Source organism: Streptomyces sp. NPDC005722 (genome assembly GCF_040630935.1).
Lineage (GTDB): Bacteria > Actinomycetota > Actinomycetes > Streptomycetales > Streptomycetaceae > Actinacidiphila.
Genome location: NZ_JBEXYN010000004.1, coordinates 36,963 through 57,458, shown reverse-complemented (window position 1 = coordinate 57,458; position 20,496 = coordinate 36,963). Strand labels below are relative to the sequence as shown.

15 protein-coding genes are annotated in these 20,496 nt (G+C 73.9%); 11 read left to right on the top strand and 4 right to left on the bottom strand.

Annotated elements, in window-relative coordinates:
• Positions 1–252: 252 nt before the first annotated feature.
• The gene (acnA, locus tag ABZ479_RS06270; RefSeq protein ID WP_500460268.1) at positions 253–2,967 is read right to left on the bottom strand and encodes an aconitate hydratase AcnA; all 2,715 of its coding nucleotides are present in this window, start codon (positions 2,965–2,967) and stop codon (positions 253–255) included.
• Between the two features lie 444 nt (positions 2,968–3,411).
• A complete protein-coding gene (locus ABZ479_RS06265; protein ID WP_500460267.1) occupies positions 3,412–4,239 on the bottom strand; it encodes an isocitrate lyase/PEP mutase family protein in 828 nt (275 codons plus the stop codon).
• 134 nt (positions 4,240–4,373) lie between these two features.
• Between ABZ479_RS06265 and ABZ479_RS06260 the strand changes: the two genes are divergently transcribed.
• The 8 genes from ABZ479_RS06260 (at position 4,374) to ABZ479_RS06225 (ending at position 15,649) form a co-directional block, all read left to right on the top strand.
• On the top strand, positions 4,374–5,864 hold the full coding sequence (locus ABZ479_RS06260; protein ID WP_500460266.1) for an AlkA N-terminal domain-containing protein: 1,491 nt from the start codon (positions 4,374–4,376) through the stop codon (positions 5,862–5,864).
• A 9-nt stretch (positions 5,865–5,873) separates the two neighbouring features.
• Positions 5,874–6,374 carry a methylated-DNA--[protein]-cysteine S-methyltransferase gene (locus ABZ479_RS06255; RefSeq protein WP_500460265.1) on the top strand — a complete coding sequence of 167 codons (501 nt, stop codon included), beginning with the start codon at positions 5,874–5,876 and terminating at the stop codon, positions 6,372–6,374.
• A 14-nt stretch (positions 6,375–6,388) separates the two neighbouring features.
• Entirely contained in the window at positions 6,389–7,918 is a 1,530-nt protein-coding gene (locus ABZ479_RS06250; protein ID WP_500460264.1) for a UDP-N-acetylglucosamine 1-carboxyvinyltransferase, read from the top strand.
• 123 nt (positions 7,919–8,041) lie between these two features.
• The gene (locus ABZ479_RS06245) at positions 8,042–9,064 is read left to right on the top strand and encodes a hypothetical protein (RefSeq protein ID WP_500460263.1); all 1,023 of its coding nucleotides are present in this window, start codon (positions 8,042–8,044) and stop codon (positions 9,062–9,064) included.
• A gap of 71 nt (positions 9,065–9,135) precedes the next feature.
• Positions 9,136–10,980, top strand: a complete 1,845-nt coding sequence (locus ABZ479_RS06240; RefSeq protein ID WP_500460262.1) for an HSP90 family protein — start codon at positions 9,136–9,138, stop codon at positions 10,978–10,980.
• A complete protein-coding gene (locus ABZ479_RS06235) occupies positions 10,980–13,898 on the top strand; it encodes a hypothetical protein (RefSeq protein ID WP_500460261.1) in 2,919 nt (972 codons plus the stop codon). The genes ABZ479_RS06240 and ABZ479_RS06235 overlap by 1 nt, the downstream gene beginning before the upstream one ends.
• Before the next feature lie 144 nt (positions 13,899–14,042).
• Entirely contained in the window at positions 14,043–14,396 is a 354-nt protein-coding gene (locus ABZ479_RS06230) for a YciI family protein (RefSeq protein WP_500460259.1), read from the top strand.
• Positions 14,397–14,404: 8 nt separating this feature from the next.
• Positions 14,405–15,649 carry an RNA polymerase sigma factor gene (locus tag ABZ479_RS06225; protein WP_500460257.1) on the top strand — a complete coding sequence of 415 codons (1,245 nt, stop codon included), beginning with the start codon at positions 14,405–14,407 and terminating at the stop codon, positions 15,647–15,649.
• A 146-nt stretch (positions 15,650–15,795) separates the two neighbouring features.
• On the opposite strand, the gene ABZ479_RS06220 is transcribed toward ABZ479_RS06225, so the two are convergent.
• Together ABZ479_RS06220 and ABZ479_RS06215 are read right to left on the bottom strand one after the other, a co-directional pair.
• Positions 15,796–16,194 (bottom strand): RidA family protein, encoded by a 399-nt coding sequence (locus tag ABZ479_RS06220; RefSeq protein ID WP_500460256.1) that lies wholly within the window; start codon positions 16,192–16,194, stop codon positions 15,796–15,798.
• Positions 16,191–17,297, bottom strand: coding sequence for an acyl-CoA dehydrogenase family protein (locus ABZ479_RS06215; protein ID WP_500460254.1), 1,107 nt, complete (start codon positions 17,295–17,297; stop codon positions 16,191–16,193). The genes ABZ479_RS06220 and ABZ479_RS06215 overlap by 4 nt, the downstream gene beginning before the upstream one ends.
• Before the next feature lie 95 nt (positions 17,298–17,392).
• Between ABZ479_RS06215 and ABZ479_RS06210 the strand changes: the two genes are divergently transcribed.
• The 3 genes from ABZ479_RS06210 to ABZ479_RS06200 all read left to right on the top strand — a co-directional run bounded on the left by ABZ479_RS06210 (position 17,393) and on the right by ABZ479_RS06200 (position 20,490).
• Positions 17,393–18,997 carry an AMP-binding protein gene (locus ABZ479_RS06210; protein WP_500460253.1) on the top strand — a complete coding sequence of 535 codons (1,605 nt, stop codon included), beginning with the start codon at positions 17,393–17,395 and terminating at the stop codon, positions 18,995–18,997.
• Positions 18,998–19,001: 4 nt separating this feature from the next.
• Entirely contained in the window at positions 19,002–19,826 is an 825-nt protein-coding gene (locus ABZ479_RS06205) for a PaaX family transcriptional regulator (RefSeq protein WP_500460252.1), read from the top strand.
• A gap of 82 nt (positions 19,827–19,908) precedes the next feature.
• Entirely contained in the window at positions 19,909–20,490 is a 582-nt protein-coding gene (locus tag ABZ479_RS06200; RefSeq protein WP_500460251.1) for a Uma2 family endonuclease, read from the top strand.
• Positions 20,491–20,496 lie beyond the last annotated feature (6 nt).

Below are 20,496 nucleotides of genomic sequence, written 5' to 3'. Positions count from 1 at the left end.
CTTCTCCAGGACCCATGCGGTGCGGAGTTGAATCTGTGCACGGGCCACGCACCCGTCGTTCCCCCCGCGCAAGCCCGCGTTCAGCGGGCCTCCTGGACGCCGACAGGTATAGTCCACTTCCCGCGAGGTGGGCAAGGTCATGCGCGCTTTTGACGGACAGCTTTCCCTAGTTGAGACCTGCCGGTAACGCGAACGGGCCCGCACCCCCGGCAGGGGTGCGGGCCCGTTCGTCGTGCCCGGCGGCCGTGATCCTTACTTGCGGATCAGGGAGCGCAGGACGTACTGCATGATGCCGCCGTTGCGGTAGTAGTCCGCCTCACCGGGGGTGTCGATGCGGACCACGGCGTCGAACTCGACGCCGGTGTCGGTCGTCACCTTGACGGTGCGCGGGGTGGTGCCGTCGTTGAGCTCGGTGACGCCGGAGAACGAGAAGGTCTCCTCACCCGTCAGGCCCAGGGAGTCCGCCGAGGCGCCCTCGGGGTACTGCAGCGGCAGCACGCCCATGCCGATCAGGTTGGAGCGGTGGATGCGCTCGTACGACTCGGCGATGACCGCCTTGACGCCCAGCAGCGCGGTGCCCTTCGCGGCCCAGTCGCGGGACGAGCCGGAGCCGTACTCCTTGCCCGCCAGGACGACCAGCGGGGTGCCGGCGGCCTGGTAGTTCTGCGACGCGTCGTAGATGAAGGAGACCGGGCCGCCCTCCTGCGTGAAGTCGCGGGTGAAGCCGCCCTCGGTGCCCGGCGCGATCTGGTTGCGCAGGCGGATGTTGGCGAACGTACCGCGGATCATGACCTCGTGGTTGCCGCGGCGGGAGCCGTAGGAGTTGAAGTCGCGGCGCTCCACACCGTGCTCGGTGAGGTACGTGCCGGCCGGGGTGTCGGCCTTGATCGCGCCCGCCGGGGAGATGTGGTCGGTGGTGACCGAGTCGCCCAGCTTGGCCAGCACGCGGGCACCGGCGATGTCGGTGACCGGGGCCGGCTCCATGGCCATGCCCTCGAAGTACGGGGGCTTGCGGACGTAGGTGGACTGCGGGTCCCACTCGAAGGTGTTGCCGGTCGGGATCGGCAGCGACTGCCACTGGGCGTCGCCGGCGAAGACGTCCTGGTAGGAGGTGTTGAACATGTCCTGGCCGATCGCGGAGGCGACGACCTCGTTGACCTCCTGCTCGGAGGGCCAGATGTCCTGGAGGTAGACCGGCTTGCCCTCGGTGTCGGTGCCGATGGCGTCCCGGGTGATGTCCACCTTCATCGAGCCGGCGATGGCGTACGCGACGACCAGCGGCGGGGACGCCAGGTAGTTCATCTTGACGTCCGGGTTGATCCGGCCCTCGAAGTTGCGGTTGCCCGACAGGACCGAAGTGACCGCCAGGTCGTGGTCGTTGACGGCCTTGGAGACCTCGTCCGGCAGCGGGCCGGAGTTGCCGATGCAGGTGGTGCAGCCGTACCCGACGAGGTTGAAGCCCATCTTGTCGAGGTACGGGGTGAGGCCCGCGCGGTCGTAGTAGTCCATGACGACCTTGGAGCCCGGGGCGAGGGTGGTCTTCACCCACGGCTTGCGGCTCAGGCCCTTCTCGACCGCCTTCTTGGCCACCAGCGCGGCGGCGACCATCACGTACGGGTTCGAGGTGTTGGTGCAGGAGGTGATCGCGGCGACGGTGACGGCGCCGTGGTCGATCTCGTAGGTCGAGCCGTCGGGGGCGGTGACCACGGTCGGGCGGGTCGGGACGCCGTTGGTGGCGGCCGGGGCGTCGGAGGCCGGGAAGGACTCCTTGCCCGCCTCGTCGGCGTCGTCCACGTAGTTGCGCACGTCGCTCTTGAACTGCTCGGCGGCGTTGGCGAGGACGATGCGGTCCTGCGGGCGCTTCGGGCCGGCGATGGACGGGACGACCGTGGAGAGGTCGAGCTCCAGCTTCTCGGAGAAGTCCGGCTCGGCGGCCGGGTCCAGCCACAGGCCCTGCTCCTTGGCGTACGCCTCGACGAGCGCGAGCTGCTGCTCCGAACGGCCGGTCAGCTTCAGGTAGTTAATGGTCTCCGCATCGATCGGGAAGATCGCCGCGGTGGAACCGAACTCCGGCGACATGTTGCCGATGGTGGCGCGGTTGGCGAGCGAGGTGGCCGCGACGCCCTCGCCGTAGAACTCGACGAACTTGCCGACGACACCGTGCTTGCGCAGCATCTCGGTGATGGTCAGCACGAGGTCGGTCGCGGTGGTGCCGGCGGGGAGCTCGCCGGTCAGCTTGAAGCCCACGACACGCGGGATCAGCATGGAGACCGGCTGGCCGAGCATGGCGGCCTCGGCCTCGATGCCGCCGACGCCCCAGCCCAGGACGCCGAGGCCGTTGACCATGGTGGTGTGCGAGTCGGTGCCGACGAGGGTGTCGGGGTACGCCTGGCCGTTCCGGACCATCACCGTGCGGGCCAGGTGCTCGATGTTGACCTGGTGGACGATGCCGGTGCCCGGCGGGACGACCTTGAACTCGTCGAACGCGGTCTGGCCCCAGCGCAGGAACTGGTAGCGCTCCTTGTTGCGGCCGTACTCCAGCTCCACGTTCTGCGCGAAGGAGTCCGGGGTGCCGAACTTGTCGGCGATCACGGAGTGGTCGATGACCAGCTCGGCCGGGGCCAGCGGGTTGATGCGGGACGGGTCGCCGCCCAGTTCCTTGACGGCCTCGCGCATGGTGGCGAGGTCGACCACGCACGGCACACCGGTGAAGTCCTGCATGATCACACGGGCCGGCGTGAACTGGATCTCCTGGCTCGGCTGCGCCTGGGAGTCCCAGCCGCCGAGCGCGCGGATGTGGTCGGCGGTGATGTTCGCGCCGTCCTCGGTGCGGAGCAGGTTCTCCAGCAGCACCTTCAGGCTGTAAGGGAGGCGCGCGGCGCCTTCGACCTTGTCCAGCCGGAAGATCTCGTACGACTCGTCGCCCACCTGCAGGGTGCTGCGGGCGTCGAAGCTGTTCGCCGACACGACAGTCTCCTTCGTAACTTTGCGCGTACCACCGCAATGCTGCCGCTTCGACCCCTGGCCGATCCGCTAAGGTAAGGCTAAGTAAGGCGAGCCTTACCACTGGCGGCAGCGGTGCGCCTTGGCAGATATCTCGATGTCGAGATAACTCTAATACATCACCGCTGCCGGGTCATGCGCTGGGCCGCCTGTGTGCGGCATCACGCGCTCCCCGCCGGGACGGGCGTGCCACGCCGCCGGCCGCAGGGCCCTGGGCCGGCGCCGGGCCGTGAGCGCGGCTGAAGCCCGCACCGGGGCGAGGACGGGCCGGGGGCGGAGCGGTGTCCACCCCATGAGGAACGCGCGAGGCCCGTGCTCTTCGCCCCCGGGCATTCCGCCGGGGGTGGTGGAGAGCACGGGCCGGCGGCCGGACGGCCGGGCGGAGCCGTTCCGTGGCGGGCCCCGCCGTCAGCCCTCCGCGAGCATCAGGGCGTTGAGCTCGCCCCAGGGGATGCCGCCCGCGACGGCGGCGTACGTGCCGGTGGCGAGCAGCTCGCGGGCCGCGCGGTCGACGAGGGCGTAGGCGGCCTCGGCGACGGCGCTGCCGAGGCTGACGCGCGCGGCGCCGGCCGCGGCCAGTACGGACACCGGCGGCGCTCCGGGGCCGGCGAGGATGCCGAGGGGGGCGTCGATGCCCTCGGCCAGGGCGGCGACGACGGCCGGGTCGGTGACGCCGGGCACGAAGACTCCGTCCGCGCCCGCCGCGACGTAGCCGGCGGCGCGCTCCAGGGTCTCCCCCAGGTCGCCGGCGCCCCGCAGGAAGGTGTCGGTGCGGGCGTGGACGAACAGCGGAACCCCCGCCTCGTCGGCCGCGCGGCGGGCGGCGGCGATGCGGGCGGCCTGCTCGTCCACGGCGCGCAGCGGGGCCGGGCCGCCGTCGTGGGAGTCCTCGATGTTGATGCCGACCGCGCCCGCCGCCAGAACCGCCCGCACCGTCTCCGCGACGCCCTCGGGGTCGGCCGCGTAGCCGCCCTCGACGTCGGCGCTGACCGGGACGGAGACGGCCGCCGCGACCCGCGCGGTCAGCTCCAGCGCGAGGCGGGGGTCGACGTGGTCGCCGTCCGCGGTGCCCAGGGTCCAGGAGACGCCGGAACTGGTGGTGGCGACGGCGGCTGCCCCGGCGCGCTCGGCGACGCGGGCGCTCGCGGCGTCCCAGGCGTTGGCCAGCAGCAGCGGGCGCCCGGGGACGTGGAGGGAGTGGAGGAGTTCGGCCTTGGCCTTGTGTTCGCTGGTCACGCAGAGAAGTCCAGCACCACCGGGGTGCGGGGTCCGGCGGATTTCCGACACGTACGTCCCCGGGCCGCCGCCCCGTACGTCCATGTCGGATTCTCGCTAGCCGCGGCCCGCGCGGGCCGCGGATGCTGGGGGATGTGCATGAGGACTTCGAGCGCTGTGTGCGCGCCGTGCAGTCGAAGGACTCCCGTTTCGACGGGTGGTTCTTCACCGCGGTGCTGACCACGCGCATCTACTGCCGGCCCGGCTGCCCCGCGGTGCCGCCCAAGCCGCAGAACATGAGCTTCTACCCGAGTGCGGCCGCCGCCCAGCAGGCCGGCTTCCGCGCCTGCAAGCGCTGCCGGCCCGACGCCACCCCCGGTTCCCCGCGCTGGAACGAGCGGGCGGACCTGGTGGCACGCGCCATGCGCCTGATCGCCGACGGGGTCGTCGACCGGGACGGCGTGCCGGGTCTGGCGGCGCGCCTCGGCTACAGCACCCGGCAGGTCGAGCGCCAGCTGCGGGCCGAGCTCGGGGCGGGACCGCTCGCCCTCGCCCGGGCGCAGCGGGCGCAGACGGCCCGGCTGCTGATCGAGACCTCGGCGCTGCCCATGGGCGACGTCGCCTTCGCCGCCGGGTTCAGCAGCATCCGCGCCTTCAACGAGACCGTGCGCGAGGTCTTCGCCCTCACCCCGAGCGAGCTGCGGACCCGGGCGGCACGGGGACGGCACCCCGTCCCCGCCGACGGCGTCTCGGGCTCGCTGACGCTGCGGCTGCCCTTCCGGGCGCCGCTGTGCCCCGGCAACCTCTTCGGGCACCTGGCCGCGACCGCCGTACCGGGTGTGGAGGAGTGGCGGCAGGGCGCCTACCGGCGCACGCTGCGGCTCCCGCACGGCCACGGCGTCGTGGCCCTGCGGCCGGAGCCCGACCACGTCGCCTGCCGGCTCTCCCTCACCGACTGGCGGGACCTGTCGCACGCGATCAGCCGCTGCCGGTGGCTGCTCGACCTGGACGCCGACCCGGTCGCCGTCGACGCGCTGCTCCGGGAGGACCCGCTGCTCGCCCCGTACGTGGACAAGGCCCCCGGGCGCCGGGTGCCGCGCACGGTGGACGGCCCCGAGTTCGCGGTGCGGGTGGTGCTCGGGCAGCAGGTGTCGACCGCCGCGGCCCGTACGCTGGCGGGCCGGCTGGTGGCGGCGCACGGTGAGCCCGTCGCCGACCCCGCGGGCGGGCTGACCCACCTCTTCCCCTCCCCGTGGTCGCTCACCGGCCTGGACCCGGAGTCCCTGGCGATGCCGCGCACCCGTCGGGCCACGCTGACCGCCCTGGTCGCCGCGCTCACCGAAGGCGGCCTCGACCTGGACGTCGGCAGCGACTGGGAGAAGGCGCGGCGGCAGCTCGCGGCGCTCCCGGGCCTCGGGCCGTGGTCGGTCGAGGTGCTCGCGATGAGGGCGCTCGGCGACCCGGACGCCTTCCCCGCCACCGATTTGGGTGTACGGCTGGCCGCGGGAAAACTGGGCCTCCCGGCCACCCCCGCGGCCCTCGTGCGGCGCGCGGCCGCCTGGCGGCCGTGGCGCGCGTACGCCGTCCAGCACCTGTGGGCCACCGGCGACCACCCCGTGAACGTCCTGCCCGCCGACCCGGCCTGAGGAGCACTCATGTCCCTTCGCACACATGCTGTGATCGACAGCCCGGTCGGGCCGCTCACCCTGGTCGCGACGGACGGCGTCCTGTCGGGTCTCTACATGACCGCGCAGCGGCACCGGCCGGCCGAGGAGTCCTTCGGCGAGCGCCGCGACCGGGCCGGGTCCCCGTTCGCGCGTGCCGCCGAACAGCTGCACGCCTACTTCACGGGCGGGTTGACCGCCTTCGACCTCCCGCTGGACCTGCACGGCACCCCCTTCCAGCGGCGCGTCTGGGCGGGCCTGCGGGCCATCCCGTTCGGCACGGTCGTGACGTACGGTCAGCTGGCGGAGGAGCTCGGCAGCCCCGGCGCCTCGCGCGCCGTCGGGCTCGCCAACGGGAGGAACCCGGTCGGCATCATCGTGCCCTGCCACCGGGTGGTCGGGGCGTCCGGCAGCCTCACCGGGTACGGGGGCGGGCTGGAGCGCAAGCGGTACCTCCTGGACCTGGAGCTCGGGTTGACATCTCATATGTGAGATAGTCTCTCCCCATGGGAGACGACTACCTCGCACGCATCGGCAAGCTCATCCGTGACGCCCGCCAGCACCGGGGCTGGACCCAGGCGCAACTGGCGGAGGCACTGGGGACCAGTCAGAGCGCGGTGAACCGTATTGAACGCGGGAACCAGAACATCAGCCTTGAGATGATCGCCCGAATCGGTGAAGCGCTCGACAGCGAGATCGTCTCCCTCGGCTACGCGGGCCCCATGCACCTGCGGGTGGTCGGCGGCCGCCGGCTCTCCGGCTCCATCGACGTCAAGACCAGCAAGAACGCGTGCGTGGCGCTGCTGTGCGCCACGCTGCTGAACTCCGGGCGGACCACCCTGCGCCGCGTCGCGCGGATCGAGGAGGTCTACCGCATCCTGGAGGTGCTGAACAGCATCGGCGTGCGCACCCGCTGGATCAACGACGGCAACGACCTGGAGGTCGTCCCGCCCGCGCGCCTGGAGCTGGACTCCATGGACACCGACGCCGCCCGCCGCACCCGCAGCGTGATCATGTTCCTCGGCCCGCTGATGCACCGCACCGACCGCTTCCGCATCCCGTACGCGGGCGGCTGCGACCTCGGCACCCGTACCGTCCAGCCGCACATGACCGCCCTGCGGCACTTCGGGCTGGACGTGACCGCGACCAGCGGGATGTACCACGCCCGGGTCGCCCCCTCGGTGGCCCCGCGGCGGCCGATCGTGCTGACCGAGCGCGGCGACACCGTGACCGAGAACGCGCTCCTGGCGGCCGCCCGGCACGAAGGCGTGACCGTCATCCGCAACGCCAGCTCGAACTACATGGTCCAGGACCTGTGCTTCTTCCTGGAGGAGCTGGGGGTACGGGTGGACGGCATCGGCACCACCACGCTGACCGTGCACGGCGTCAAGGAGATCGACCGGGACGTGGACTACGCGCCCTCCGAGGACCCGGTGGAGGCCATGAGCCTGCTGGCCGCGGCCGTGGTCACCGAGTCCGAGCTGACCATCCGCCGGGTGCCGGTGGAGTTCCTGGAGATCGAGCTCGCGGTCCTGGAGGAGATGGGACTGGACCACGAGCGCACGGCCGAGTACCCCGCCGACAACGGCCGCACCCGGCTGATCGACCTCACCGTGCGCCCCTCCAAGCTGCGCTCCCCCATCGACAAGATCCACCCGATGCCCTTCCCGGGCCTCAACATCGACAACGTGCCCTTCTTCGCGGCCATCGCCGCCACGGCCCAGGGCTCCACGCTGATCCACGACTGGGTCTACGACAACCGCGCCATCTACCTCACCGAACTGACCCGGCTCGGCGCCAACGTCAAGCTGCTGGACCCGCACCGGGTGCTGGTCGAGGGCCCGACCCGCTGGCGCACCGCCGAGATGATGTGCCCGCCGGCGCTGCGGCCCGCCGTGGTGACGCTGCTGGCGATGCTCGCCGCCGAGGGCACCTCGGTGCTGCGGAACGTGTACGTGATCAACCGCGGTTACGAGGAGCTGGCCGAGCGGCTCAACTCCATCGGGGCGCAGATCGAGACGTTCCGCGACATCTGACCCCTCCCGCCCCTCCTGGCAGGGAAACCGGCTACTCCCCCGCAAGGTGGCCGTGATAGTCATGCTCCGGGCCGCGGATCATGGCCCTCGGGGGAGGAACGGCCAGGCCAGGAGGGGGTCTTCATGGTGGCGGTCCGACGTGGTCCCGCAGACGGGACGGTGGACGCAAGGGCGCGGAGCAGTTCCGCGTTCTCACTGAGGCGGTGGGCGCCACGCCCGTCGCCCAAGCTCGACCCGGCACGGGGGAACCCGGGGCTAGCGGCCCTGCGCGCGGCCGCCGCCGCCGCGGACTGGCCCGCGATCCGCGAGCGGCTCTCGGCGGTGGACGACGACCGCGAGCGCAGCTGGCTCGTGGCGAACACGGTGGACGTCGACGGCTGGGAGGGCTGGATGCCCGCCGTCGTCGAGGCCGAGCCGGACTCCGGGCTCGCGCAGTTGGTGGCGGGCGCCCGCCAGGTGACCTGGGCCTGGGAGGCCCGGACCGGGCTGCGCGCCCAGCACGTCTCGCGCGAGCAGTTCCAGGTGTTCCACGAACGCCTCGCGGTGGCCGAGGACCTGCTGTACCGGGCCGCGGAGCTCGAACCCGGGTGGGCGTCCCCCTGGTACTTCCTGCAGATGAGCGGACGGGGGCTGCAGGTCGGCCCGGACCTCGCGCGGCTGCGTTTCGAGGCCACCGTACGCCGCTCCCCGCTGCACCTGGGGGCGCACCAGCAGCGGCTGCAGCAGGTGTGCCGCAAGTGGGGCGGTTCGCACGAGGAGATGCACGCCTTCGCGCGGGAGTCCATGCTCGCCGCCCCCGAGGGCAGCGAGCTGGGGGTGCTGGTCGCGATCGCGCACCTGGAGCACTGGGGCGACCTGGACCACGGCGCCGACACCGCGTACATGCTCCGCCTCCAGGTCGAGAAGGAGCTGTACGAGGCCGCGGACCGCTCCTACCGCAACGCGGCCTACCAGGGCGCCCTCGACCCGGTCGCGACGCTCAACGTGTTCGCCATGGCCTTCGCACTGGCCGGCGAGAAGAAGGCGGCCGCCGAGGCCTTCGCCGCCACCGGCGGGCTCGTCACCGAGTTCCCGTGGCAGTACCTCAACGGCGGCGACCCCGTCGCGGCCTACCGCACGCTGCGGTCCCGCTCGGGGCGTCCCTGACCGTCCCAGGCCGGACCCAAGCCGTCCCGTGCCCCGTTCCCCGTCCGCGCACCGCCCGGAAGGCCCCTTCGGTGTCCCAGTCCCCGTCAGCGCACACGTTCCAGGTCGACCTGCGCGGCCTGGTCGACCTGCTCTCCCACCACCTCTACTCCAGCCCCCGCGTCTACCTGCGCGAGCTGCTGCAGAACGCCGTCGACGCGATCACCGCCCGGCAGGCGGTCCAGCCGGGCGCACCGGCCCGGATCACCGTGCGCACCGGTGACACGCTCAGCATCACCGACACCGGTGTCGGCTTGAGCGAGGCCGACGTGCACACCTTCCTCGCCACCATCGGGCGCAGCTCCAAGCGCGCCGCCGACGGCGAGATCGAGGCCGCCCGCGGCGACTTCATCGGCCAGTTCGGCATCGGGCTGCTGGCCTGCTTCGTGGTGGCCGACGAGATCACGGTCGTCAGCCGCCCGGCGGTCGTGGCCGGCGCCCCGGCCGTCGAGTGGCGCGGCCGCTCGGACGGCAGCTACACCATCCGCGCCCTCCCCGCCGACGCGCTGCCCGAGCCGGGCACCCGGGTGACGCTGACCCCGCGGGCGGACGCCCGCGAGTGGACGGAGCCCGAGCGGGTGACCCAGCTGGCCCGGCACTACGGCAGCCTGCTGCGGCACGAGGTCACCGTCGTCGATCCGCGCGGTGAGAGCACCGCCGTCAACGAGACCCCGCCGTGGGAGCGCCGCCACGGTTCCCCGCTGGCCCGCGCCGAGGCGCTCGCCGAGCACTGCCGCGCGACGTTCGGCTTCACCCCGCTCGACACCATCGACCTCGACCTGCCCGTCGCCGGGCTGCGCGGTGTGGCCTACGTGCTGCCGACCGCCGTCAACCCGTCGGAGCGCGCCGGGCACCGGGTGCACCTCAAGGGCATGCTGCTCTCGGACCGGGCCGCCGAACTCCTCCCGGAGTGGGCCTTCTTCGTCCGCTGCGTCGTGGACGTCACCAGCCTGCGCCCGACGGCCTCACGCGAGGCGCTGTACGAGGACGAGACGCTGGCCGCCGTCCGCGACGCCCTCGGCGCCCGCATCCGCGACTGGCTGACCGGGCTCGCCGCCAGCGACCCGGTGCTGCTGCAGCGCTTCATCGACAGCCACCACCTGGCCGTCAAGGCGCTGGCCCGCTACGACGACGCGCTGCTGCGGATGCTGCTGCCGTGGCTGCCCTTCGAGACCACCGACGGCAACGTCACGCTGGAGGAGTTCGCCCGCGCCCACCCCACGGTGCTGGTGACCCGCAACGTCGACGAGTTCCGGCAGGTCGCCCCGATCGCCGCGGCGGCGGGTCTCGGCATCGTCAACGGCGGCTACACCTACGACCGGGACCTGGTGCACCGGCTGCCGGAGATCCGTCCCGGGACCACGGTCACCGACCTGGACCCGGCCACCGTGACGGCCCACCTCGACCCCGTCGACTCGGCCGCCGAACTCGCCGGCGCCGCGTTCCTCGCGGTCGCCCGTGAGGTCGTCGGCCAGTACGACTGCGACGTCGTGCTGCGGGCCTTCCAGCCGGTGACGGCGCCCGCGCTGCTCCTGGACAGCCGCGAGGCACGCCACGAGCGCACCCGGGCCGGCCTGGCGGAGGGCAGCGACGGGCTGTGGGCGGACATCCTGGGCTCGCTGCGCACGGAGGCCCCGCGGGCCCAGCTCGTCCTCAACCACCTCAACCCGCTGGTGCGCCGGGCCGCCGGCATCACCGAGCGGGGGCTCGCGCTCACCACGGCCGAGGCCCTGTACGGGCAGGCGCTGCTGCTCACCCGGAGGCCGCTGAAGTCCTCGGAGAGCGCGCTGCTCAACCGGGCCTTCATCGGCCTGCTCACCCACGCCATGCACGACCAGGACACCCCCGCGTCCGGGCCGGACGCCAAGGAGCACTGATGCTGGACACCCCCGAGGCCGTGTTCGAGGCGCTCCGCGAGAACAACGAGCGCCCCTACGGAACGCCCCGCACCGTGACCGCCGAGGAACTGGTCGAGGCGGCCGAGCAGTTCGAGGAGAAGGACGTCCTCGTCACGGCGCTGCTCGAACTCATGTCGGCGTACGAGTACGCCGCCGAGCACCGCAAGTCCCCGGTGGTCTTCGCCCGGATCCTGAAGCTGTGGGAGGAGGTGCCCGGCTCCTTCAGCGAGTGGGAGGCCCGCCAGGTGCTGTGGCGCCACAAGTGGGTGACGACCTCGCTGCTCCAGGTGCCGGACGTCCCGCTGGCGGCGGTCGACGGGTGGGTCTCCCAGATGGGCGAGCGCTACCGCGCCGCCGGTGAGGGCCGGCAGCCGGTGGCGGCGATGCGGCACCGCATCGCCGCGCACACCGGCGCGGACGTCGAGACGGCCTGGGACCTGTGGGTGACCAGACGGCGGGAGCCGCTCAGCGACTGCCTGGCCTGCGAGACGAGGCACCAGGGCCTGCACCACCTGGTCGCGGGCGACGAGGAAGGGGCGCTGCGCGCCTGGGAACCGGTCCTCGGCGGCGTCCAGAGCTGCGAGGAGGAGCCCTGGGTCACCCAGGCCCACGCCCTGCTGCCGCTGCTGCGCCTGGGCCGCACCGACGAGGCCCGTTCCCACCACCTGACCGGCTACCGGCACGTCCGGGGCCGCGTCGGGATGGCCGAGGAGGCAGGCCTGCACGTCGAGTTCTGCGCGCTGTCCGGCAACGAGGGCCGGGCGCTGGAGATCCTCGCCGAGAACCGCGCCCTCTTCGACACCGCCGGGGCCCCGCTGTCCCTGCTCGGTTTCCTGACCGGCGTCGAGGTCCTCGCCCGGCGCCTGGTCGACCAGGGGTACGGCACGACCCCCGTCGCCGGACCGCTGGGGCGCACCTGGACGGCGCGGGAACTGCTGGACCACGTCCACGAGCAGGGCGACGCCCTGGCCGCGGCCTTCGACCGGCGCAACGGCACCGGCACCGTGGGCGAGCGACGCCGGGCCCGGCTGGACCGGCGCCCGCCGCTCGCCGAGCCGCTGCCGCTCGGTCTGCGTACCGCGACCGTGCCGTCCCCGGAGGGCACGCCCGCGGTGACGGCACCTGCCCAGGCCGTGCCCGCCCGGGAGGTGCCCGAGGACTTCGTCGAACTGGTGGAGAGGGCACGCGAGCTGGCCGACGCGGGCCGTCCCGGTGACGAGGAGCTGTGGCACCTGGTCGCCGAGCGCGCCGGGGCCGGGGACCACGTCCACGACCCGCGGCTGGGCCCGGAGGAGCGGCTGCGGGGCGAACTGGCCGAGCACCGCGCCTTCGCGGCCATGGAGGACGAGGACAAGGCGGCGGTCAGGGCCGCGCTCACCGAGGCACGGGAACTGTTCGCCGTGGCCGGCATGCCCGAGCGCGTGCTGACCGCCCGGGCACGGCTGGCATCGGTCGGCGTGGAGCCCGGCCCGGAGGCCGACGAGGGCCGGGCGGAGCTGGACATGGTGCTCGCCGAGGCCCGTGCGCTGGTGGACGCGAGCCCCGCCACCCCCGGGATCCTGCGCGCCTGGTTCGTCGTGCTGCAGTGCCGTGCCTACCTCGCGCACACCGAGGCGATGGCCGCGCTGCCGGACGTCCCGGCGGAGCTGCGCGAGCGCTTCGAGACCGCCGTCGCCGAGGCCGTGGCCGAGTCGGAGCGGCTCGGCGCGCCGGAGCGCACGGTCAACACCCGCGTGTACGCGGCCGACCTCGCGGCCCGCACCGGTGACCTGGACCGTGCCGAGCAGGAGCTGCGGAGCGTGCTGCGGGTCGTGGAGGCGGCCGGGACCCCCTGGCGTGCGACGCGTCCGCGGGGGCTGCTCGGCCAGGTGCTGCTGCAGCAGCACCGCCCCGAGGACGCGATGGAGCAGTTCCACGGCGCGCTGGCCTCGGCCCGCGCCCACGGCGACACCGCGTTCCCGGTGGCGCGCACCTACGCGCTGCTCGGCCACGCCGCCGACCACGCGGGCAACCTGGGCGCCGCCGTACGTCACCTGTCCGACGGCGCGGCGCGGCTGGACCGCGAGGGCGAGGCCGCCGGCGCCGCCGAGATGCGGGTGGAGCTGGCGGACGTCCTCGTGCGCGCCGACCGCCCGGCGGACGCCGTCGCCGTGCTGGAGTCGCTGGTCACGGACGAGGCCGCGGCCGGCATGGACGAACGCGCCCTGGCGCAGGCCCGGTTGCTGCTGGCGCGGGGCCTGCGGGAGCTGGCGGAGCACCGCGCGAGCGCCGAGCAGTTCCTGCTGCTGGCCGACGCCGTCGAGCCGTGGGAGGAGCAGGTCACGCACACGCTCGCCGCCGCCGAGGCCGCCACCGCCCTGCTGGCGGCCGGCCGTGACGACGCGGCGCGCTCCGCCTACGACCGCGCGGTCGCCTCGCACGGGAAGGGCCCGAACCCGCACGCCGTGGCGGAGATGATGCGGGACTTCGCGGCGCACGCGGTGTCGGCCGAGGGCGCCGAGGGCCTGGAGGAGGCACTGGGCCACCTGCGCGAGGCCGACGAACTGCTGGCGGCCGTGCCCGGCGAGGACGAGGACATCGCCCTCTGGTACGAGACCGGCGCCACGCACCACCAGCGCGGCCGGGCCTACGCCGGCGCCGGGCGCTTCGCCGAGGCGCTCGCCGAACTGGAGCGGGCGATCGCCGCCCACGACGAGGGCGGGCCGCGGGGCGAGGCGCCGCGCGCCGAGGCCGTCCGGGTCGCCGCCCTGGTCGAGGCGAACGGACTGCAGCGGCCGGACGCGGCCCTCGCGCGGCTGCGCGCCGCGATCGCCCGCTGCCGCGAGGCGGGCCTGGACCAGGCGGCCGCGGTCCTCTCCCGGGTCGGCGAGGAGGTGTCCTCACACCGCCAGGGCTGACACCCGTGGTACGAACGTGGCGACCGCCCTCGGCGCCCCCTCCCCCGGAACCGGGGCGCGCGCGGTGTCGATCCGGGCGGTCGCCGTTCGTGTAGAGGGTGGAACGCCGGCGCAGGGCCGGCCCGGAGAGCGAGGACGGCCGACATGAAGCACTACCTGCTCAGCGTGTACCAGCCCGAGGGGACCCCGCCGCCGCCCGAGGCCCTGGCCCGGATCATGGCCGAACTCGACGTCCTCAACCGGGAGATGAAGGAGGCCGGGGCCTGGGTCTTCGGGGCGGGGCTGAACTCCCCCGACACCGCCACGGTGCTGCGGCCGCGGGACGGGGAGGTGCTCGTCACCGACGGGCCGTTCCTGGAGAGCAAGGAGTACCTCGGCGGCTTCACGATCGTGAAGGCGGCCGATCTCGACGCCGCGCTGGAGTGGGGCCGCAGGCTGGCCCGGGTGACCACGCTGCCCATCGAGGTCCGGCCCTTCGCGCACGAGGTCGAGGACTGACGGCCGGCGTGCCGGAGCCGGGCGCGCCCGAGGTCGAGCGGATCTTCCGCGAGGAGTACGGGCGCGCGGTCGCCGTCCTGGTCCGCCGCTTCGGCGACATCGACCTCGCGGAGGAGGCGGTCCAGGAGGCCTTCACCACGGCCGTGGAGCGGTGGCCGCGGACGGGCCCGCCGCCGAGCCCGGCCGGCTGGATCGTCACCACCGCCCGCAACCGCGCGATCGACCGGCTGCGCCGCGAGGCGTCCCGCGCGGACCGGCAGGCCCGGGCGGCCCTGCCGCAGGACGCCGGCGACGTCCACGACGTCCACGGAAGCGGCGAGGAGGGCCCCGTGCGGGACGAACGGCTCCGTCTGCTCTTCACCTGCTGCCATCCCGCGCTCGCCCCGGCCGCGCGCGTGGCGCTGACGCTCCGGCTGCTGGGCGGCCTGACCACCGCCGAGATCGCCCGGGCCTTCCTCGTCCCGGAAAGCACCATGGCGCAGCGGCTGGTCAGGGCGAAGGGCAAGATCCGCGACGCCCGGATCCCCTACCGCGTCCCGGACGAGGCCGACCTGCCGGATCGGCTCGGCGCGGTGCTGGCGGTGGTGTACCTGGTCTTCAACGAGGGCTACCTGCCCGGTTCCGGGGACCGGCTGGTCCGCGAGGAGCTGTGCGCCGAGGCGATCCGCCTGGGCCGGCTGCTGGCCGGGCTCATGCCCGACGAGCCCGAGGCGCTGGGTCTGCTCGCCCTGATGCTGCTGGCCCAGTCGCGCCGCCCGGCCCGTACCGGCCCGGACGGCGCCGCGGTGCCGCTGGCCGAGCAGGACCGCGCCCTGTGGGACCGGGACCTGGTCGCGGAGGGGCAGGCGCTGGTCCGCCGCTGCCTGCGCCGGGGCCGGCCCGGGCCGTACCAGGTCCAGGCGGCGATCAGCGCCGTGCACAGCGACGCCCCGTCCGCCGCCGCGACGGACTGGCGGCAGGTCCTCGCCCTCTACGACCGGTTGACGGCCCTGGCACCGGGCCCCGTGGTCACCCTCAACCGCGCCGTCGCCCTCGCCGAGGTCGAGGGCCCCGCCACCGCGCTCGCCTCCGTCGACGGCCTCCCCCTGGCGGGCTACCCCGCGTTCCACGCCGTCCGCGCCGACCTGCTGCGCCGCCTGGGGCGCACGGCCGAGGCCGCGCAGGCCTACGACGCCGCGGCCGCCCGCACCGAGAACCAGGCCGAACGCGACTTCCTGCGGCGCAGACGTGCGGCGCTCGGCACCCCGAAGTGACGGCCCCGCGGGGGCCATCGGGGGCCGAGCGGACGTCCGCCTCGTCCGCTAGGGCGCGAGCCCGGCACAAGGCCCGGCTGGCGCCGCCACACACGGCCGCGCTCAGGGTCCGGGTCCCCGCAGTCCGGATCCTTCCTGACTGCGCATCAGGTCAGCATGGCGAGCCCGTCGAGTTCGACCATGGCCTCCTCGTCCCACAGGCGGGTGATGCCGATGACCGCCATCGCCGGGTATTCACGGCCGGCCAGGGCGCGCCAGATGCGGCCGAGTTCGGGGGCGTGGTCGCGGTAGGCGGCGACGTCCGTGGTGTGGACGGTGAGCCGGGCGAGGTCGGCGGGGGTGCCGCCGGCGGCCTGGAGGGCGGTCAGCAGGTTGATCAACGCGTGCTCGAACTGGGCGGGGAGCGTGTCCCCGACGACCTTGCCCTCGGAGTCCAGCGCGGTCTGGCCCGCGAGGAGGACGAGGGTGCGGCCGGTGGCGGTGACGGCGTGGCTGAAACCGGTGGGCGGGGAGAGTTCGGGCGGGTTGATCCGGTTGAGGGTCATGCGAAGAGCTCCTTGGCGATGATCGACCGCTGGACTTCGGTGGCGCCTTCGTAGATACGCGGTGCGCGGACCTCGCGGTAGAGGTGCTCGAGGAGGTGGCCGCGCTCCAGGGCGCGGGCCCCGTGGATCTGGACCGCGGCGTCGACCGCGTACTGGGCGGTCTCGGTGGCGAAGAGCTTGGCCATGGCGGAGCTGCGGGCGGTCCCCGCGGCGCCGGAGTCGTAGGCCTCGGCGGCGGCGTAGACCAGCAGACGGGCGGCCTCGGTGCGGGTGGCCATCTCGGCGAGGGTGTGCGAGACGGCCTGGAGCTCCTTCAGGGGCGCGCCGAAGGCGGTACGGGAGGCGGCGTGGGCGGTGGCCGCGTCGAGGGCGGCCTGCGCCATGCCGACCGCGAAGGCGCCGACGCTCGGCCGGAAGCGGTTGAGGGTGGTCATGGCGACCCGGAAGCCCCGGTCGACCTCGCCGATCACGTCCTGCTCGCCGACCGGTACGGCGTCGAGGCGCAGCCGCCCGATGGGGTGCGGGGAAAGCATGTCGAGGGGTTCGCCGGCCAGGCCCGGGCGGTCGGCGGGGACCGCGAAGGCGGTGACGCCGCGGGCACCGGCGCCGGGGGTGGTCCGGGCGAAGACCGTGTAGAGGTCGGCCTCGGGGGCGTTGGAGATCCAGCACTTCTCGCCGGTGAGCCGCCAGCCGCCACCGGGCGCGGGCTCCGCCGCCAGTTCGAGGGCGGCGGCGTCGGAGCCGGCGCCCGGTTCGGTGAGCGCGAAGGCCGCGACGGCCTCTCCGGAGACGACCCGCGGGATCCAGCGGGCGGCCAGTTCCGGGGACGCCAGCAGGGGGTGGGCGCCCAGCCCCTGCAGGGCGAGCGCGGTCTCGGCCTCGGTGCACTCGCGGGCCAGGGACTCCCTCAGCAGGCACAGCTCGAGGGCGGTGCCGGGGAAGAGGCGGGCCAGCAGGCCGAGTTCGCCGAGGGCGGCGAGCAGCGGGCGGTTGACCCGCCCGGGTTCACCGGCCGCCGCCAGCGGCCGGAGCCGTTCGGCGGCCCAATCGCGCACCTGCGCACACCACTTGAGTTGTTCCGGGTCGAGCGCGAACGATGCCACGCGGCACCTCCCGTATCGCGTACCGTTGACTGCCGTCACAAACACGTTACGCTGAATCCGTCCGCAACCAGGGCCCAACGAGGGGCGAACCCGCCATGGACCTGCTGCCGTCAGCACACGTGGACACTTTCCCGCGGGATCACCTCCCGCCGCGTGACCAGTGGCCCGTCCTGACCCAAGACCTCCCCGAGCTGGCCTATCCGGGCCGGCTCAACTGCGGTACCGAACTCCTCGCCGCCGGACGGCCCGAGGCGCCCTGCCTGCGGACGCCGGACGGTGAGGTCTGGTCGTACGCCGACCTGCGCGCCGCCTCCGACCGCATCGCGCACGTGCTGACCGACGACCTCGGGGTGGTGCCCGGCAACCGCGTGCTGCTGCGCGGGCCCACCACACCGTGGCTGGTGGCCTGCTGGTTCGCCGTCATGAAGGCGGGCGCGGTCGCGGTGACGGTGCTCGCGGCGCACCGCCCGCACGAACTCGCGACGATCTGCGAGATCGCCTCCGTGCGGCACGCGCTGTGCGACATCCGCGCGCTCGACGACCTCGCCAAGTGCGAGGCGCCCGGGCTGCGCGTCGCCACCTACGGCGGCGAGGCGCCGGACGACCTGCTGCGGCTCGCGGCCGGCCGGCCGGACTCCTTCGCCGCGGTGGAGACCTCGTCGGACGACGTCGCGCTGATCGCCTTCACCTCCGGCACGACCGGACGGCCCAAGGGCTGCATGCACTTCCACCGGGACGTGCTGGCGATCGCCGACACCTTCTCGGCGCACATACTGCGCCCCACCCCGGCGGACGTGTTCGCCGGCAGCCCGCCGCTGGGCTTCACCTTCGGGCTGGGCGGCCTGGTCGTCTTCCCGCTGCGCGTGGGGGCGTCGGCACTGCTCCTGGAGCAGGCCGGGCCCGAGCAGCTCGCCCGGGCCGTCGCGGAGCACGGGGTGACGGTGCTGTTCACCGCGCCCACCGCGTACCGGGCCATACTCGCCTCGCACGGCTCCAGGGACCTGTCCTCGCTGCGCCGCTGCGTGTCGGCGGGCGAGAACCTGCCCGAGTCGACCTGGCACGCCTGGTACGAGTCGACGGGGCTGCGGATCATCAACGGCATAGGGGCGACGGAGCTGCTGCACATCTTCATCTCCGCCGCCGACGACGTGATCCGCCCGGGCACCACGGGCCTGCCGGTGCCGGGCTACCAGGCCCGGGTCGTCGACCCCCTGACGCTCTCCCCCGTACCGGACGGCGAACCGGGGCTGCTGGCGGTGCGCGGCCCCACGGGCTGCCGCTACCTGGCCGACGAGCGGCAGCGGGAGTACGTGCGGGACGGCTGGAACATCACCGGCGACACCTATGTGCGCGAGGCCGACGGCTACTTCCGCTACGTGGCCCGCGCCGACGACATGATCATCTCGTCGGGGTACAACATCGCGGGCCCCGAGGTCGAGGAGGCGCTGCTGCGCCACCCCGACGTGCGGGAGGCGGCGGTCATCGGCGTGCCGGACGAGCAGCGCGGCCAGATCGTGCGGGCCTTCGTCGTGCTGCGGGACGGGCCGCCGCGCGACGAGCACACGGTCGAGGCGCTGCGTTCCTTCACCCGGGAGGAGATCGCGAGCTACAAGTGCCCGCGCGAGGTCGTCTTCCTCGACGCCCTGCCCCGCACGCCCACGGGGAAGCTGCAGCGCTTCCGGCTGCGCGACCTACAGTGATCGCGTGACCGAGCACACCCCCAGTTCACTGATCCTGACCTTCTTCGGCGCCTACGGCCGGGCCGACGGCTGGGACGGGCGGATACCCGTCGCCGGGCTGATCCGGCTGATGGGCGCCGTCGACGTGGACCCGCAGTCGGTGCGCTCGGCGGTCTCCCGGCTCAAGCGCCGCGGCCTGCTGGAGCCCGACCGGGTCGGCGGCGCCGCCGGCTACGCGCTGTCCGAGGACGCCCGGCAACTGCTCGCCGACGGCGACCGGCGCATCTACGGTCACCCGGCCGGCGCAACGGAGGACCGGCAGTGGGTGCTCGCCGTCTTCTCCGTACCGGAGAGCGAGCGCAACAAGCGGCACCTGCTCCGCTCCCGCCTGGCCCGCCTGGGCTTCGGAACGGCCGCGCCGGGCGTGTGGATCGCGCCCGCCCGCCTCCACGCGGAGGCCGGGCACACCCTGCGCCGGCTCGGCCTGGAGGGCTACGTCGACCTCTTCACCGGCACCCACGACGGCTTCGAGCCGACCGCCGCGGCCGTGCGCCGCTGGTGGGACCTGGACGCCGTCGCCAAGCGCCACCTCGCCTTCCTCGACGTCCACGAGCCCGTGCTGCGCGCCTGGGCGGCCCGCCGTACGACCCCGCCGCAGGAGGCCTTCGCGGACTACCTGCGCGCCCTCGACTCCTGGCGCCGGCTCCCCTACGCCGACCCGGGCCTGCCGCCCGCCCTCCTCCCCTCCGGCTGGCCCGGGGGTCGCGCGGCGGCGGTCTTCGAGGGCCTGCACGCCCGGCTGCGCGCCTCGGGCGCGGAGTTCGCGCGGTCCACCGACCCCACGGCGTGACCGGCCTCCTCGGATGATCGTTGGAAGGATGTACGCCCATGCCACCCGGCGGGGCATAACCTGACCACGTCGGAGCGGAACCATGACGATCGAGGAGGTACGCGAGATGGCACTGCCCGCGACCGAACGCTCGGGCTCCGGCGGCGACGCCGTGCTCGCCGCCTTCCTCGACCTCCCGGTGCCCGAGGGGTACCGCGCCGAGCTGATCGAGGGGGAGATCGTCGTGACCCCGCCGCCCGACGGAGACCACGAGGACGCCGTCGGCGAACTGCTCTGGCAGATCGCCAGGAAGTCCGCCGCAGAGCTGTACGGCGTGGGCACCAAGGGGCTCATCACCCCGCTCGGCCGATTCGTCCCCGACGCCTCGGTGGCTCCCCGGGGTTTCTTCCGTGGTCTCGACTCGTGGGCAGACGCGGATGGCGTCGTCATGACCGTCGAGGTGACGTCCTCCCGCCCGGACAAGGACCGCGGCCCGAAACGGCGCGGCTACGCGGCTGCCGGCATCCCCTTCTACCTGCTGGTGGACCGCACCGAGGGCACCGTCACTCTGTACAGCGAGCCGGACGCCGAGGACTACCGGCAGGACGTGCGGGTGCTGTTCGGCAAGGAACTCGACCTCCCCGAGCCGTTCGCGTTCGCCCTCGACACCTCCCTCTTCGCCTGACCCGCG

What these genes read in the sequence shown, in the direction of transcription:
- ABZ479_RS06255 (WP_500460265.1), top strand. Translation starts at nt 5,874, where the DNA reads ATGTCCCTTCGCACACATGCTGTGATCGACAGCCCGGTCGGGCCGCTC.
- ABZ479_RS06250 (WP_500460264.1), top strand. Translation starts at nt 6,389, where the DNA reads ATGGGAGACGACTACCTCGCACGCATCGGCAAGCTCATCCGTGACGCC.
- ABZ479_RS06245 (WP_500460263.1), top strand. Translation starts at nt 8,042, where the DNA reads ATGGTGGCGGTCCGACGTGGTCCCGCAGACGGGACGGTGGACGCAAGG.
- ABZ479_RS06235 (WP_500460261.1), top strand. Translation starts at nt 10,980, where the DNA reads ATGCTGGACACCCCCGAGGCCGTGTTCGAGGCGCTCCGCGAGAACAAC.
- ABZ479_RS06230 (WP_500460259.1), top strand. Translation starts at nt 14,043, where the DNA reads ATGAAGCACTACCTGCTCAGCGTGTACCAGCCCGAGGGGACCCCGCCG.
- ABZ479_RS06220 (WP_500460256.1), bottom strand. Translation starts at nt 16,194, where the DNA reads ATGACCCTCAACCGGATCAACCCGCCCGAACTCTCCCCGCCCACCGGT.
- ABZ479_RS06210 (WP_500460253.1), top strand. Translation starts at nt 17,393, where the DNA reads ATGGACCTGCTGCCGTCAGCACACGTGGACACTTTCCCGCGGGATCAC.
- ABZ479_RS06200 (WP_500460251.1), top strand. Translation starts at nt 19,909, where the DNA reads ATGACGATCGAGGAGGTACGCGAGATGGCACTGCCCGCGACCGAACGC.